The organism is Kitasatospora sp. NPDC059599 (assembly GCF_042735125.1).
In the GTDB taxonomy this organism is placed as follows: Bacteria; Actinomycetota; Actinomycetes; order Streptomycetales; family Streptomycetaceae; genus Kitasatospora.
The window spans coordinates 91,057-106,875 of record NZ_JBHWCL010000002.1 but is presented as its reverse complement, the minus strand read 5'-3'; the positions used below and the strand labels follow the sequence as shown (position 1 = coordinate 106,875).

At 69.7% G+C, this 15,819-nt stretch carries 13 protein-coding genes; 8 read left to right on the top strand and 5 right to left on the bottom strand.

The window, feature by feature from the left end; genetic code table 11:
- Window positions 1-196: 196 nt before the first annotated feature.
- The 3 genes from ACFV04_RS01505 to ACFV04_RS01495 all read right to left on the bottom strand — a co-directional run bounded on the left by ACFV04_RS01505 (window position 197) and on the right by ACFV04_RS01495 (window position 2,978).
- A complete protein-coding gene (locus ACFV04_RS01505) occupies window positions 197-1,057 on the bottom strand; it encodes a DUF3592 domain-containing protein (protein WP_380334178.1) in 861 nt (286 codons plus the stop codon).
- A 192-nt stretch (window positions 1,058-1,249) separates the two neighbouring features.
- Entirely contained in the window at window positions 1,250-2,350 is a 1,101-nt protein-coding gene (locus tag ACFV04_RS01500; protein WP_380526031.1) for a hypothetical protein, read from the bottom strand.
- A 160-nt stretch (window positions 2,351-2,510) separates the two neighbouring features.
- Window positions 2,511-2,978 (bottom strand): hypothetical protein, encoded by a 468-nt coding sequence (locus tag ACFV04_RS01495; protein ID WP_380526029.1) that lies wholly within the window; start codon window positions 2,976-2,978, stop codon window positions 2,511-2,513.
- A 442-nt stretch (window positions 2,979-3,420) separates the two neighbouring features.
- Between ACFV04_RS01495 and ACFV04_RS01490 the strand changes: the two genes are divergently transcribed.
- Both ACFV04_RS01490 and ACFV04_RS01485 read left to right on the top strand, forming a co-directional pair.
- A complete protein-coding gene (locus ACFV04_RS01490; protein ID WP_380526027.1) occupies window positions 3,421-5,787 on the top strand; it encodes a glycosyl hydrolase family 28-related protein in 2,367 nt (788 codons plus the stop codon).
- A 113-nt stretch (window positions 5,788-5,900) separates the two neighbouring features.
- Window positions 5,901-6,230 (top strand): hypothetical protein, encoded by a 330-nt coding sequence (locus ACFV04_RS01485; RefSeq protein WP_380526025.1) that lies wholly within the window; start codon window positions 5,901-5,903, stop codon window positions 6,228-6,230.
- A gap of 125 nt (window positions 6,231-6,355) precedes the next feature.
- Here ACFV04_RS01485 and ACFV04_RS01480 read toward each other — a convergent pair whose 3' ends face one another.
- Window positions 6,356-6,796 (bottom strand): ester cyclase, encoded by a 441-nt coding sequence (locus tag ACFV04_RS01480; RefSeq protein WP_380526023.1) that lies wholly within the window; start codon window positions 6,794-6,796, stop codon window positions 6,356-6,358.
- A gap of 107 nt (window positions 6,797-6,903) precedes the next feature.
- Between ACFV04_RS01480 and ACFV04_RS01475 the strand changes: the two genes are divergently transcribed.
- On the top strand, window positions 6,904-7,560 hold the full coding sequence (locus tag ACFV04_RS01475) for a TetR/AcrR family transcriptional regulator C-terminal domain-containing protein (RefSeq protein WP_380334239.1): 657 nt from the start codon (window positions 6,904-6,906) through the stop codon (window positions 7,558-7,560).
- 98 nt (window positions 7,561-7,658) lie between these two features.
- Here the strand turns inward: ACFV04_RS01475 and ACFV04_RS01470 are convergent, their stop codons facing one another.
- Window positions 7,659-8,411, bottom strand: coding sequence for a flavodoxin family protein (locus ACFV04_RS01470; RefSeq protein ID WP_380334241.1), 753 nt, complete (start codon window positions 8,409-8,411; stop codon window positions 7,659-7,661).
- A gap of 234 nt (window positions 8,412-8,645) precedes the next feature.
- On the opposite strand from ACFV04_RS01470, the gene ACFV04_RS01465 reads away from it, so the two are divergent.
- The 5 genes from ACFV04_RS01465 to ACFV04_RS01445 all read left to right on the top strand — a co-directional run bounded on the left by ACFV04_RS01465 (window position 8,646) and on the right by ACFV04_RS01445 (window position 15,704).
- A complete protein-coding gene (locus ACFV04_RS01465; RefSeq protein ID WP_380334244.1) occupies window positions 8,646-9,059 on the top strand; it encodes a hypothetical protein in 414 nt (137 codons plus the stop codon).
- A gap of 80 nt (window positions 9,060-9,139) precedes the next feature.
- Complete coding sequence (locus ACFV04_RS01460) at window positions 9,140-10,045, top strand: LysR substrate-binding domain-containing protein (RefSeq protein ID WP_380526020.1); 906 nt, start codon at window positions 9,140-9,142, stop codon at window positions 10,043-10,045.
- An 898-nt stretch (window positions 10,046-10,943) separates the two neighbouring features.
- Entirely contained in the window at window positions 10,944-13,028 is a 2,085-nt protein-coding gene (locus ACFV04_RS01455; protein ID WP_380334249.1) for a transglycosylase domain-containing protein, read from the top strand.
- Between the two features lie 235 nt (window positions 13,029-13,263).
- Complete coding sequence (locus tag ACFV04_RS01450; protein ID WP_380526018.1) at window positions 13,264-14,256, top strand: asparaginase; 993 nt, start codon at window positions 13,264-13,266, stop codon at window positions 14,254-14,256.
- Window positions 14,257-14,579: 323 nt separating this feature from the next.
- The gene (locus ACFV04_RS01445) at window positions 14,580-15,704 is read left to right on the top strand and encodes a DUF4185 domain-containing protein (protein WP_380334255.1); all 1,125 of its coding nucleotides are present in this window, start codon (window positions 14,580-14,582) and stop codon (window positions 15,702-15,704) included.
- Window positions 15,705-15,819: the final 115 nt, after the last annotated feature.

Here is a 15,819-nt window from a genome sequence, read left to right as displayed (position 1 = left end):
CCTTCTCCATACTCTCCGACGGCTACGGTCCGTAGCACGGTACGTTCGCAGCGTAGTGCGCCGAGCGGTCCCGGGTCAGGGGAATCCTGATGGAGGGTCATGCGGGCGCCGCGTAGGGGAGAATGGCGCCGGCGCTTCCGCGGCAGGGGCGCACGGGCGCAGGGGCGGACCCGTGCGCGGACCCGTGCGCGGAGCGTCAGAGCAGTACCGCTCCCACGACGGCCGCCGCCGCGATGACGACGAGGCCGAGGACGTTGACCGTGACGTCCGTCCGCTGGGAGCGGCGTCGGGCTTCGAGGTCCGGGGTGAAGTCGGCCGGGTCGGCCGGCGAGTAGTGGACGGTGAGTTCCCGGCGGTGCGAGCCGGCGGGGTTCGGGAGCCCCGCGGTGCAGTGGGCGGTGACGGCCGTGCCCTCGCGGGTGGTGAAGGCCACGACCGGCGTGATGGTGGTGGTGGTTCCGCCCTCCGCGTCGCTGCTGACGTCCTTGAGGACGGCGATGACGCGGCCCGGAACGGCGACCATGGAGTCCGTCGTCTCGCGCCGGCGGTGCACGTCCCGTACGTTCCCGGGGAGGTGGCAGGCGATGGTGACGGCCCACGGCCCGCAGACGCCCACCAGGGCCCACGGCCAGCCCCAGTCGATCGCGGCGACGACCACCAGGCCGAGGTAGCCGAAGAAGAGCGCGGTGTTCGGCCGGCCGAGCCCGCGGCCGACCGGTCGGAGGTCGGTGCTGAACCGGAAGGCGTGCGGCCTGCGGGGCGGGTAGCTGACCTCGATCTCCCGGTCCGTCCACGCGGCGGTGATCCTCTCGCCGCGGTCGCCGTCGTTGGTCACGGTGACGTCCTGCCCGGTGGACGGGTCCCGGTAGGAGACGACCACCGATATCCCGTCGCGGTGGGAGCCGCCGTGCCGGGGCTCGCGTACCCGCTCGATCCGCCCCCTGACCCGGACCGCCCGCTGGGCCTTGGTCATCCCGGTCAGCGACCGCCCGTAGCCGACCAGCGCCACCGCGCCGAGCACGGCACACCACAACGCCACGAACCCGTGCCAGTCCATGCGCCTTTCCTCCTGTTCTCACGTCACCTCGAAACCAAGGGTCCTGATGCCGGTGGACCGGTCGCCGAGCCCGCGCGCACCGGAACGCCGAGCCCCGCGTGTACCGGAACGCCGAGCCCCGCGCACCGGAATGCCAGCTCCGCGCGCACCGGCGGGCCGCGCAGCCCGGGTGTGCCCCGCCGGGCCGCGGGATCAGTGCGCCGGGCTGCGCCGCACCACGGTCCCCTCCGCGTCCGCCTCCAGCAAGGCCGCACCCCCGGTGCCGGTCACGGAGACCCTGAGGGTGAGGGCGCCGGTGAGGCGGTCGGCGGCGAGCTGCCAGGTCTGCGCGGCGCCGATGCCGAGCGTCGTGCGGGCCTCCTCGACCAGGGCGGGGACGCGCTCGAAGGGCAGGGAGCGCGGGTCGAACTGCGGGGCTCCGGTGCCGGTGGGGGCGAACACGACCGACAGCAGGCGGTCCTGCACGACGAGGGTGAGCGCCTGCGGGGCGTTCTTGCCGTCGAGGAGCGAGTCGACGGCCCCGCGCAGTTCCCCCGTGTCGAGCATCGACCGGCCAGGACCGAGGGTGACCGTGCCGGAGCCCGGGATCACGAGGGAGGTGGACACCGTGGAGGAGACGGACGGCTCCGCGGCGGGCGGCTGCGCCGAGTCGTCCCGGTCGAACAGGTCGGCGCGGAAGAGCAGGACCACGGCGGCGGCGCCGAGCAGCAGGGCGAGGAGCGTGACGAACCCGGCGGCCCGGCCCTCCCCGGGCTCGCCCGGCACGGCCGGCCCGGGAGCGGAGTCGATGCGCGCCCCGGCCGCCCGTTCCTCCCACGCGGGTGTCGGCCGCTTGACGATCGTCACCCGCCACGGCCGGTCCGGCGGGTACTGGACCACCAGGACGTCGCGCGGCCGGTAGTCGGGGAGGTCGACCAGGTTGATGTCCTGGGTGATCTCCACCCGGTACGCCGGGGCGTCGTCCGGCGCCACGGTCAGGTCGAACCGCACCGGCACGTCGCTGTACTCGCTCGTGCGGGCCTCCAGGGCCTCGATCACCGCGAGTGCCGTGCGGGGCGCGACGGCCGCCTCCCGGGCGCGCCGCGGCGCACCGGCGGCGAGGACGAGCAGGCCGTAGGCCACGGGCAGGGCCACTCCCGTGACGACCAGCGGCACGTGCTCCAGGATGCAGCCGACGGTGAAGGCGGCGAGCGACACCCCGATCACACCACCCGTCAGGAACCCGCCGGCGAAGGCGAGGACGCGGGCGGCCGGCGCCCGGTGCGTGGGCGGAGCGCCCGTGGTGACCGTCATACCGGTGATTGTGCCGGGGACGGGTGACGGCCGACAGACCCCGGGCACACCCTTCCGCGACCCGGCCCGCCGGGGAAGGACGTTCGGCGGTGTGCGGGTGGTTCGTCGGCGCCCCACCGACGAACCGCTGACGCCGCTCCGCACCGTGCCGAGCGCCCGCTCAGAGCGTGGACGCACCCGGGTAGTGGCGCCGGAGTTCGCCGAGCACGTGCTCGTCGTCGGCCCTGACGTCCCAGAGGGAGCTGTCCACCTCGGTCAGGATCACCGTCGGCCGGTCCCCGCCGGTCGCGTCGTCCCGGGCGGTCGCGTCGTCCCGGGCGAACCCGCGGGCCTCGGCGTCGATCAGCTGCACACCGGGGGCCACCAGGGAGAGCAGCGTCAGGGTGTCCATCCCGTCGCCTGCGGAACGGCGTTCCAGCTCGGCGGTGAGGTCCCACGTCTCCTCGCACGCGACGCGCCACCGCAGCCCGAGGCCGAAACTGCCGAGGCGGACCAGCAGTTCGGCCAGCGTCACGTAGTGGGCGCCCTGCCATGCGCGGAAGGTGATCCCCGGCATCTCGGCCGGCATCGCTCCCGTTCCGGCCCCGGTGGTGTGCCCCGACAGGTGCTTCGACTGCTGCTCCGACATGCGACCCCCTTCGTCCGGGATCACACCGTAGTGCTCTGACCGGCAACGTTCACCCGGGTTGGCGGGCGACAGCGAGTCCGAACCGATTGGACGGGGACAAACATCCGATCCGGTACGGGGAGGCACGGTGGCGGAGCCGGTCAAGGTCCGGAGACTGACTGCTGGCGGCGAGCAATACCGGATTCCGCCAAATGCCTTCAGCGCATGAGTGCAGACAGTGACCGCCGTGGGGATTGCCATCAGGCCTTGCCAATCTGCGCAGCCTGGTGATCACGCCTAGCGTGGAGGTGTAGGGGATAACGCAAGAGGCGCGAGCGGTGGTGTTGCAAAGCCCTGCCGAAGGATTCCCGCCTTCGCCCCCGCGGTCGAGGTGGTCGCGCGCTCCGGCCGCGCTCTCGCCTACCCGTCCGACCGGCGAAGCCTCGACGGAAGAGACGTTCCGATGGACATCGAAATCATGCAAGCCGAGCGCAAAATAACAGCCGGCCAGGCGGTCCGCACCACAGGATTTCACACCGTCACCCCTGCTGACGAAAAGGGAAAGCTGCACACCAGTCCGTTCTTTGGGGTTGCTCAGGAGACGGTGGAGCGTGATCATGACGTCAAAGTTCAAATAAGCGGTGCTTTCCCCACCCGGATCGGCTCCGGTCTGGCCGGCGCGGTTGGCGTCGACATCTCGGGGCGAATTGTACGCGCTTCGGATGAAAATTGCAGGAGCGCTCCGAACTGGATCGGTGACTGTGACGCTTCGGGTACGGTGACGATCCGGCCCCGCCGTGACACCCGGCTGAACGTACTCGACTTCGGAGCGGCAGGGGACGGAGTTGCCGACGACACGGTCCCACTTCAAAGCGCCCTGGACTGCGCAACGCGATTCGAAACCGATGAGCCGGTGCGCGAAGGCAAAGTCGTCTACCTCCCGCCGGGAGACTACCGGATTACGAAGCCTCTTGTCGTCAAGCACCATTGCATTCTGGAGGGAGCCGGGGGAGCTGGTCTTGGTGTCACTGAAAATACTCGCCTACTCGCAGATGTCAAAAGTGGAGATTTCAACCTCTCTGTGACCGGTATCGGTCCAGTCGCAGGGGAGGTTGTCTACTGTGCAATTGCCCTGGTGGGCCCTTTCACCTCCGGACCGCCTGCCGTAGATCCCTATCGTGATCGTGCGGACTATGCTGTGCTTCGCCAGTTCACCCTCAAGTCGGAACCCGACCAGGGGAAATCTGCCCTCGATTTCTATCAGGCCCAGCAGATGGATGGCGTACGAATTCTGGCGCACGGCCCAATGGTCGAGACGGTGGGAGTTTCCGGCTTCAGGCGTAACGGAATAACAATATACGCAAGCTTCGGCCGCCTTTTCGGGCCGACAGCCAACGCCAACCTCACCCAGATGCGTGATTGCGTTCTCGATAACAATGGCCAACACGGGCTCGACATCGGCAGCCATGGCAACGACAACACCAATACCATGCTTATCATGAATGTTTCTGCCTCGACTAATGGGCGCGATGGAATTCATGACCATTCGTCCTCGGGCTGCACCTTCGTTTCGTGTCACACGGCAGGGAATCGACACCAAAACTTCAGCTGCGACCACAACACCGGTATCCAATGCGCCGTGTACGTCGGCTGCTACGCCGAAGGGGACGCACCGTCGGTGTTCAAGGGCGGGAACATCGCTGTAGTCGGAGGGAACATAAAGATCACCCCGGACTCGACATACTGGGGCTACAACACAAAAGGGCCTTCTGTACTGAAAGTGCTAAACAATTATTCCAGCGTGCGTAGGTATTGGATCGCCAAGGAGGGGGTCGATATCGACGAAGGTGAAAGGCAGACGCCCGGGGACGGATACGTATATCGAGCAATCCACGCCGGGCATACGGTTGGAATAACTCCTGAACACCCCGAGGGTGTGCCCGCTTTCCAGAATCCGACCGGGGAGACCGAAGAGCTCGAGGGTTTGGTATGGATATGTGAGGGCGAATACAGGCCTGAGTTCTCAACGTCCAACAAACTCGGGGATGCTACGGATTCCACGATCATTCAGGATTACGGCTCTATCACGCTGGACAACAAGGGGGCCGAAGTGGGGACTTCCATCTTCCGTACCCAAGTTCAGACATCTCCCCCCGCTGTCAAGGGCAGGATTGAAACGTCCCTCGTGAGCCCAGAACCGTTCCATACGTACTATCAAACCGCGTACGAAAATGGTCCGGTGCCCGGTGCGCTGACGTTCCGGGAAGCCTGGATCGGAAACTACCTCTACGGTGAGCGGCGAATCACTGTTGTTCATGATGGAACTCCCGGGAATACTCGCGCCGGTAGTTGCAACTTTTACAGTCCGGGTGATCTGCTTCTCAATGCCACCGGAGCATCGGCACGCCAAGGCCCGATCGGGTGGGCGGTGAACGCCCCGTGTGGAAGGCGGTCAGCGGCTCTTGACTGGACTAGCGGAAAGCACTACAGGATAGGGGAGACCGTCAAGCCGACGAGGGTCAATGGCTTCGTGTATCGACTGATCTCCTACACCGGCGGCCCCCAGGTGCACGAGGTATCCGGTCCGGAGGAGCCGCGGTCCTGGAACGAGCCGGGGCCGGGGCAGAGCGTCGGAGGCCTGACTTCCGACAATCACCTTCAATGGCAGACGATCTATGACTTGGATGCAAATCCAGAGCTCATTGAACCGCTTCCTCATGGCGTGACAGGACAGGCGGACTCGAGAGCGACGGACATTGACCAGCTGAGGGCAGATTTCAACGCACTTCTCGCCAGGATGAGAGATGCGAACCTTTTGAACGGGACCTGAAACCGGGGATGCTGCACCTCAATGCGCGATGATGGTCCTGGACGATACGCAGGTGCAGAAGACTTTCTCGGCGGGGCCGCCCGGGGCGTCCTGTTGCGCCGTAGGCTCTGGGGATGGTGAAAGCTGAAGCGTCTGCCTACCGTGGCCTGATCCTCGACTTCTTCGGCGTCTTGACCGTCAACATGGTCGAAATGATCTCCTCGTTCGAGGACCGCGAAGGGCTCGCCCGTGGAACCTTCCTTCGTGCTTGGGCCGATCCTCGGGGGCAGGACCCTTTCCGTCAGCTCGAATTGGCCCGCATCTCCCAGATCGACTGGAACAACGGGTTCGCGGCCCAGCTGGGCGTGGCGCCGGAACCGAGGCTCCCGAGCGGCCGGACGAGAACCAGCTCCCCCTTTTGTAGACCCCGCCCACCTGATGGAGGGCCACTGGAGCTGGAATGACCGTCGCCGGCCTGTTCGCCGTCAGGCGGTGAGCATCGCGGTGGCCTCGCTCATCACGGCCGGTGTGGTCCCGTCGAAGGAGACGGTGTGGCTGACGTGCCCTCCCCGCTGGTTGGCGCCCCGGCTCAGTCCGTGGTCGGCCAGTCCCAGCCGAGCTGGATGAACATGCCGAGGCGGTCGCTGACGGCGCGGATTTCGACGATCTGCCCGGCGTGGACGGTGAAGATCCAGATCTGCTCGACGTCGCAGCGACGGTTGGTCGGCTCGGGCATCCGGGCGTGGAAGCCCGTGTGCACCCCGGCCACCCGCAGGCGGGCCACGACCTCGTCGTCCTCGGCGATGAGCTGCTGGATGTGGAAGCCGTCGCCCTCGGCCTCGGTGCTGAAGGCGGCCAGCTGGAGGCGGAAGCCCTCGATGGCGGCGCCGGGGGCGTCTTCCTCGCCGAAGATGATCTTGTTGTGGTCGATCACCGAGGAGGAGAGCAGACGCACCCAGTCGTCGCCGGCGCGGTCGTTGAGCGCGGTGACGAAGTCGCGGATGACCTGCTTGTTGGCAGTGGTCGACATGGTGATTCCCCCGTTGCGGCTGTTTCTTACGTTGTAAGTTTTGCTGGGGGAGAGTGTTCTCTTATCGTGTAAGAAAGTCAAGCCCGTCCGGGCGAGGAGGAGCAGGCATGGCACAGCGGCAGGCGGCCCGGCGCGGCCGGGGCGAGCGGGTGGGGCTGAGCAGGCAGCAGATCCTCGACGCGGCGCTCGGCCTGGTGGACCGGGACGGGCTCAAGGGCCTGACGATGCGCTCGCTCGGCGAGGAGCTGGGCGTGGAGGCGATGACGCTCTACCACTACGTGCCGAACAAGGACGCCCTGCTCGACGGCCTGGTGGAGCAGGTGTTCACGGCCGCCACCCCTGCCATGGACGGCTCGGCCGACTGGCGGGCCGCCCTGCGCGCGTACGCCACCGCCCTGCGCGAGGGTCTGCTGCGGCACCCGGCCGTGCTCCCGCTCGCCACCTCTCGGCCCGCCGTCACCCCAGCGACCCTCGACGACATCGAGGCGCTCCTGCGCCTGCTCACGGCCGGCGGCTTCCCGCTGGGCCGGGCGCTGCACGCGCTCAACTCCCTCGCGGTGTTCGTGATCGGCCACGCGACGGCGGAGGCCCAGATCGCGGTCGGCGCCGAGGAGGCGGGCGGCGCCGGCTGGCTGGCCGCGCTGGAGGCGGAGCGGTACCCGCTGCTGATCCGCGCCGCGAGCGAGGGCGTCGGCGCGGACGACGGCGAGCGGTTCGCGTTCGCGCTCGAAGCCCTGCTGCTCGGCTTCGAGGCATCACGCTAGGGCTTGCGCGGTCCTCGCTCCCGTCCTCGCTCCCGTCCTCGCGCTCGGTGCAACCCGTCCGCCCCGTCCGCCCCGTACGCCCCGTTCGCCCCCTGCGGTCAGCCGACGGGCTGTGCCGCCGGTGCGTCGTCGGTCTCGCCGCGGTCCCGGCCGGCCCTGAGGGAGGCCGACAGGTCGCGGGCCTCGTGCTCGGTCATCCGCGGCGTCTCGTACGGCACGGCGTTGACCCACCGCTGGGTCAGCCGGGCGATCCGCTCGCCATACCGCTGCGCGGTGATCAGGTCGCCGCGCGATCCGGCCTGTTCCGGTCCCCGGTCGGCGTGGCTCTGGCTCATCAGGCCCAGCCAGGAGCCGAGCCGGTTCAGGTCGTCGCGGGAGCCGCCGCTCCAGTTGTTGCCCGGGAGGTCGCCCACGCCGACCCACTGCATGCCCAACTGCGCGGCGAACACCGCCAACTGCTCCAGGACCGATTGCTTGTCGCCGCTCTGCGAGGCGGACATGGTGAAGGCGCCGGCCAGTTTGTCCTTCCACCCCTGTGTGACGAACGGCGTGAACGCCGCCTCCATGAACGCCTTGAACACCGCCGACACGCTGCCCATCAGTGTCGGGCAGCCGAAGACGATCGCATCGGAGCGCTCCAGCAGCGCCATCGCCCCGGCGTCGTGCCACCGGCCCGCGACGACGTCCTCGGGCCGGACCTCGACGAGGTGCACGTCGGCGCCCGGCACCAGCCGCGCCCCGTCGGCGAGGTGTTCGGCGAGGACCCGGGTGTGTCCGTGCACCGAGTGGTAGACCACGGTGACCGTGACCGCCGGCGCGTCCTGCGTACGGTCGACGTCCTTGACTGCCATGACTGTTCACTGCTTTCTGGTGGTGGGGAAGGCCCTGGATCGCCCGAGCCCCGGGTTCCCGGGTTCCGGCTGCCCACTCATCTCAGCCCGCGCGCCCCGCACCATCAACGCCGAACTCCGGACCGCAGCGATCGGCCGCACCGATCGATCGCGGTCCGCGCCCCTGCGGCGGCACACGTGCGGGATCCTCCGGGCCGGTGGCCGGGCCGGTCGCGATGTGAAAGCCTCACGGCAATGGCTACGGAGACCGAGGTGGGGGAGCTGCTGCACCGGCGCGGCTGGCGGACGGTGTTCACGGTCGCCGACATGGTGGGCGCGTGGGCCGCCCTGGTGACCTCCGTCGAGCACGGCTACGACGACGACATCGACGAGTACACCAACGACCTCTCCTGCAGGAACTGGCTGCACGAGGCGTGGCTCCCGCTGGACGAGCACGTCGTCCGGATCTGGACCCCGCGGATCAGGGCGCTGGACGACCGGTACCGGGCCGCCACCGTCGACGACGACGGCCAGGCACTCGAAGGATTCCACCGGCTGCCGGGCCCGGACCTGTGGTGGTGGCGGCGACACCCCCGCATCCTCACCGGAGACCTCGGGCGCTCCCTCCGCTCGGCCGGCGCGGTCGGCACCGACCCGGAAGCGGTGTGACGACGGACGGACCCCGGGCCCGCGCGGGTCACGGGGGAGCCCGCGGTCCTGCCCGGCCGGACAGGACCTAGCCTGCTCCCGTGGACAGGATCGAACTCGAAGCATTCGTCGCCGTCGCCGAGGAACTCCACTTCGGCCGCGCCGCCGCACGCCTGCACCGGGGACAACCCACCGTCAGCGAAGCCGTCCGGCGGCTGGAGAACACCCTGGGCGGACGGCTGTTCCACCGCACCAGCCGCCGGGTCTCGCTGACCGGCCTCGGCGAGGCGCTCCTGCCCGACGCCCACGCCGCCCTCGCCCAGCTGCGCCGTTTCCAGCAGCGCGGACGCGCCCTGGCCGCCGGTGACGAGACCGGCACCACCCTCGTCGTCGGCCACGCCGAGTACACCGGGCACCAGCTGCTGCTGCGCTGCCTGCCGCAACTGCGCGACGGCTTCCCCGACATGACGATCGTGCCCGAGCCCATGCCCACCACCGCGCAGCTCACCGCCCTGCGGGCCGGGACGATCGGACTGGGCGTCGGCTGGGCGACCGGTGACATCACCGGTGTCCGCGCGCGGGTGCTGTCCACGGAGCGGTTCGTGGCACTCGTCCCCGCCGCTCATCCCCTCGCCGGGCAGTGCGAGTTGAACGCCGCCGAACTCTCGACCACCGATCTGCTCACCTGGCCCCACCAGATCAACAGCGGTCTCTGCGACCGCCTGCTCTCGGCCTTCCGGATCGGCGGGGCGGACCTGCGCATCATCAGGACCGCCGACAGCGTGCACGCCATCGCCGCCCACGTCGCCGCCGGGACCGGCATCGGCATCACCGTCGAGTCCGCGGTCGACCACCAGCCGCCCGGCCTGCGCGTCATCCCCCTCACCGGCCCGTCGACCACCGTCGACCAGGTCGTCCTCATCCCCGCCGAGCCGTCGGACGCCGCCACGGCCCTGCGTGACCTGCTCCTGCGGGCTTCGGCGCAGCCCGCCCCCACCGACCGTTGAACGGTTCCGCCCCATCCCTCACCGGCTGACCCGTGGCCTCGACGACAATCGGGGCAGGAACTCCAAAAAGGAAATGGAACCCCATAGCGCCGGCCCGGACCGCGCCGGAAATCCCGACCCGTACCTGCGCCGCTACTCCTCGTGTTCCGGATGTACGGCACTGGTTCCGCCACCAACTGCCTGCCGGGTGCGCGGTGGAAATCCGGGGATTCGCCGGGCCATTCACCGTGGGTCGCAGGTGTGCTTTGCGGGGGTGTGGGGGCGGGCCGCCCGGGCCGGGCGGCCTCGGTGCGGGATGCCGGCCCGGCCGGGGTCCCGGGTGGCGGGGAGCCTCCGCCACCCGGGGCGGGGCCCGCGGTGGGCGTCCGGTCGGCGGGCGTCGTCGTCGGCCGGGCGGGGGAAGGGGTGCCCCGTGGGCCGGGGCGCGCTCCACTGCCCCGCACGGGCCGAACCGGGCGCCCGGGTGGGGCGGGCGGGCGACGGCTCGACCTCTCGCGGGCCGGACTGGCCGGCCGCGTGCAACCTTTTGCCGACTCAGGGCATCAGACTGATGGAGGGCCGTGGGAGCGGACGCGCGGGGAGGGCCGGGGGAAGGGGCGGGGGAAAGGCTGCGGGAGCGCCGCCGTGCGCGGGGTCTTCACATCCGGTGCAATCACCGAATTCCTTCGCGCCCATTCAGTTCGTATGCGACTCTCCATGTGGAGTCGACCTCCGGAACCTGTTGCACAGCCGTGACAGTCGCCTGCGAAAAATCGTTCGACCGGCGACCTCTGCGGGTTAGCATTTCGGAATGGAATCGAACCTCCCCCCGATTTGGAATTCGTCCGACGCTGCGGAACCCCGCCCGTCCCGCAAGTCGCCGCTTCGGCTGGCCCGCTTCGGTGCGACCTTCCTGGGTGTGAGTGTCGTCTCCGGCGTCCTGCTGGCGGGCCTCGTCCTGCCCGTCGCCGGCGGCATCGGGCTGACCGCCAAGAGCACGGCCGAGGACTTCGATGACATCCCCAACGACTTCAAGACCCCGCCGCTGACCCAGGCGACGCAGATCTTCGACGCCAAGGGCGGGCTGATCGCCAAGGTCTACGAGCGCGACCGCACCGTCATCACCGCCGACCAGATGTCGCCGTTCATGCGGCACGCCCAGGTCGACATCGAGGACGCCCGCTTCTACGAGCACGGCGCCGTCGACCTCAAGGGCATCCTCCGCGCCATCAGCAAGAACGCGGAGACCGGCACCACCTCGCAGGGCGCCTCCACGTTGACCCAGCAGTACGTGAAGAACGTCAACGTGGAGCAGGCCGGCGACGACAAGGGCGCCGTCCTGGAGGCCCAGCGCAAGACCCTGGGCCGCAAGATCCAGGAGCTCAAGGTCGCCATCAAGCTGGAGGAGGACCTGCCGAAGGACCAGATCCTCACCAACTACCTCAACATCACGTACTACGGGAACGGCGCCTACGGCGTCGAGGCCGCGTCCCAGCGCTACTTCAGCAAGAGCAACAAGGACCTGACGATCGCCGAGGCCGCCCTGCTCGCCGGCCTGGTGCAGAACCCCTACCAGTACAACCCGAAGCAGTTCCCGCAGGACGCGCAGGCCCGCCGCGACGTGGTGATCGGCAAGATGCTGGAGAACAAGCACATCACCGCGGAGCAGGCCGCGGAGGCCAAGGCCGCCCCGCTCGGCCTCAACTACAAGGACCCGCAGAACGGTTGCATCACCGCCCAGGCCGGCATGGGCTTCTTCTGCGACTACGTCCGCCACGTCGTCAAGCAGGACCCGGCCTTCGGCAAGACCGCCGAGGACCGCAAGAAGTTCTGGAACCAGGGCGGCCTCAACATCCACACCACGCTGGACCCCGACAAGCAGGCTGCCGCCCAGAGCGCGGTGAGCGGCAACGTGAAGGTCACCGACAGCGTCTCCGCCGCCGCCACCATGATCGAGCCCGGCAGCGGCAAGATCCTCGCCATGGCCCAGACCCGCCCCTACGGCCTGGACACGAACAAGAACCAGACCGTCGTCAACCTCAACGTCGACCAGGTGATGGGCGGCGGCAACGGCTTCCAGCCCGGCTCCACGTTCAAGCCGATCGTCGCGGCCGCCGCACTCGAAGCGGGCATACCGGCGACCCAGGAGTACTCGTCCCCGAACAAGCTCGAGTACCCGACGATGAAGACCTGCGAAGGGACCTGGAAGAACGACGGCCGGCCCAAGACGGTGGTGCCCAACGAATCCGCCGCCGAGAAGGGCCCCTACCAGCTGAAGATGGCGATGGCCCTCTCGGTCAACACCTACTTCGTGCAGATGGAGCAGGAGATCGGCCTCTGCGCGGTCAAGCAGATGGCCAACAAGCTCGGCATCACCAGCAAGGCCAGCGGCAAGCCGCTGGAGGAGGTCCCCGCGATGGCCCTGGGCGTCGAGGAGATGAGCCCGCTCACCATGGCCAACGTCTACGCGACCTTCGCCGCGCAGGGCACCCACTGCGCCCCGGTTGCCATCGACAAGATCACCACCGTCGACGGCAAGGACGTCCCCGTCCCGGCCGGCCGCTGCGAGAAGGTGTTCTCCGACCAGACGGCACGAGCCCTCAACACCGTCCTCAACGGCGTGACCGAGAGCGGCACCGGGAAGGACCTCGGCCTCGACGGCAACCGTCAGATCGCGGGCAAGACCGGCACCTCCGACCGCAAGCGGGCCGCCTGGTTCAACGGCTACACCCCGCAGCTCGCCACCGCCGTCTGGCTCGGCGGCCCCGCCGGCGGCGTCGAGATGCGCAACATCACCATCAACGGCAAGTACCACACCGAGGTGTTCGGCGCCGACGGCCCCGGCCCGATCTGGCGGGACGCCATGAACCAGGCCCTGCGCGGCGCACCCAAGCAGTCCCTGCCGATGGCCGACATCCCGGACCCGGTCACCAAGCCCGACCCCGCCAACACCGGGAACACCACCGACGCGCCGGCCACCACCCCGACCGGCCAGCAGCGCTGACCGCACCCCTGCGACGCCCCGGCGACGCCCCCGCTGGGAGTCCCTCGGCCGGGGTGATGACGCCGGTCTCCGGAACCGCATCCGGAGACCGGCGTCACGCGTCACCCGGCCGGTGCGGGCACCCGGTAGATTGCCCCGGGGCCGCCGCCCGGCCACCCCGCCGCCCGGCCACGTCGCCGCCCGGCCACCCCGTCGGCAGGCCGGCAGCCGGACCCCGGAGAAGGAGCGAACACCGTTGGACACCAGGACAGTTGCGGTCTTCTCCCTCGGCGGCACCATCGCCATGACCACCGATCCGGTCACCGGTGGCGTCGTCCCGGCGCTGTCCGCCCACGACCTCCTCGCCGCCGTCCCCGCCCTGCAGCACCTCGACGTCGACCTGCGCGTCCACGACGTCCGGAACGTGCCCAGCGCCTCCCTCGGCTTCGACGACCTCGACGCGCTCACGGAAGCCCTGGCCGACGCCTTCCGCACCGGCTGCGACGGCGCCGTGGTCACCCAGGGCACCGACACCATCGAGGAGACCGCCTACCTGCTCGACCTGCTGCTCCCCGGAGACCAGCCCGTCGTCGTCACCGGGGCGATGCGCAATCCCACCCTGCCCGGACCGGACGGCCCCGCGAACCTCCACGCGGCCGTCATCGCCGCCGCCGCCCCGGAACTGACGGGCGCGGGCACGGTGGTCGTCCTCGGCGACGAGATCCACGCCGCCCGCACCGTCCGCAAGTCCCACAGCACCAGCCCCGCCGCCTTCACCTCCCCGGCCACCGGTCCCCTCGGCCGCATCCACGAGGGACGCGTCCACCTGTACGCCCCGCTCGCCGCCCGCACGACCTTCGCCCGCCCGACGACCGGCGCCGCCGCCCGCGTCGGCCTGTACACCGCCACGCTCGGAGACGACGGCACCCTCCTCGCCGCGATGGCCGAGGCCTGCGACGGACTCGTCGTCGCCGCGTTCGGAGTCGGCCACGTCCCCGAGGGCTTCGTCGGCATCCTGGAACGGGCCGCGTCGCGCATCCCCGTCGTCCTCGCCAGCCGCATCGGCAACGGGCCCGTCCTGCGGGGCACGTACGGCTTCCCCGGCTCGGAGAAGGACCTGCTGGCCCGCGGACTGATCCGGGCCGGCCACCTCGACGCCCACAAGGCCCGCCTCCTCCTGCACACCCTGCTCCGCCAGGGCCGCACCCCCGCCGAGATCACCGCCGCTTTCGCCGTCGCGGCCCACTGACCGCCGGCACCCGGCCACCCGGCCCGCCCACGCCCTGCGGAGCAAGCCGTCGCGCGGTGTCCGCACGCGTGGCGCGGGTGCGTCCGCACACGTGGTACTTGTGCGTCCGCACGCGTCGGGATCGTGAACTTCCGTGTTGCTTAACTCATGTGAGTGAAGGTCTGTTCACTGATCGACGGAACGGCGACCGGCCGCCGTAGCCTCGGGGGCGACCCCTCGCCACCGCGCCGCGCGGTCCGTTCGAAGCAGCGGGAACGCGAAGCCGCCGAAGCTCCGGGGCCGCGGGACCGGTGATCCGTCGACTCGGAAAGGCCATCGACACCATGACCCACTCATCGGGCGGGAACGACGCGACGACCGGCGGCCCGTCCCGCCGCACACTCCTCAGGATCGGCATCGGGGTCGCCGTGGGGGCGGGGGCGATCGGTTCGGGGGCACCCGCGGCGGTCGCCGGCGGCCCGAACGACCCGACCGGTCCGACGATCGCGACCAAGGTGAAGAACCTCAGCGGCCCGCTGGAGACCGGGCCGTTCGCCTCGCCGTGGACGGACCTCGGCATCCCCGTGCTGTGCCCGGACGGCACCATGCTCTTCGTCTGCGGCGACACCTTCGACGGTGACCGGGTGGGCGCCGCCGACTGGCGGGCCCCGGTGGGCCTGCGCTCCGGCAGCGCGGACCTGAACAACCTGCGCATCGACGGCAGCGTGGGCGGCGGCCACGCCAACAGCCTCGTCGACGAGCCGCACAACCCGGTCGGGGACAAGTTCACGACGGCGATCCCGTCCGACGTGTTCGTCGTCGACGGCGTGATGTACATGCACCTCATGCGCGGCGTCATCTACGACACCCACCACACCGACTTCTGGCGCTCCACCGACAACGGCGAGTCGTGGGAGTACCTGTGCCAGTGGCCGGGGGACCTGCACGGCGGCCAGTTCCAGCAGAAGACGTACGCGGTGGCCGACGACGGCTACTGCTACGTCCTGTCGACGGTCTTCAACCGCGACGTGGAATCGGGCATGCTGCTGCACCGGGTCCGCAAGGAGAGCCTCGGCAACCCGGACGCCTACGAGCCGTGGGGCTTCGCCGACGGCGGCTGGCAGTGGAACGCGCCCGCCCCGACGACCGTCCTCGGCACCCGCAGGTGGGGCGAGATGTGCTTCCGCGCCATGGACGGCAAGTACGTCCTCACCTGGCTGAACATGGACCCGCTGTCGATCAGGGCGATGGTCTTCCCCCTCCCGACCTCGGACCTGACCAGGACGCTGGAGCAGACCATGATCCTTCCCGGCAGCCCGGGCCAGGAGGTCGGCAACCTCGTCGCCAGCCCGTACGGCGGCTTCGTCATCCCGGGCTCGACGTTCGGCAACTTCCACATCGTCGTCAGCCAGTGGTACGACCCGACGAACTACCGGATCATGCAGTACCGGATCGCCATGCTGTCCTGAACCCGGGCGGCGGCAGTGGCGCCCGGAGCGGACCGGGCGCAGCTGCCGCTCCGCGGTGTCCGCGGTGTTCGGTGCCGCTCCGTACCGCTCCGCGGTGTCCGGTGCCGCCCGCGGT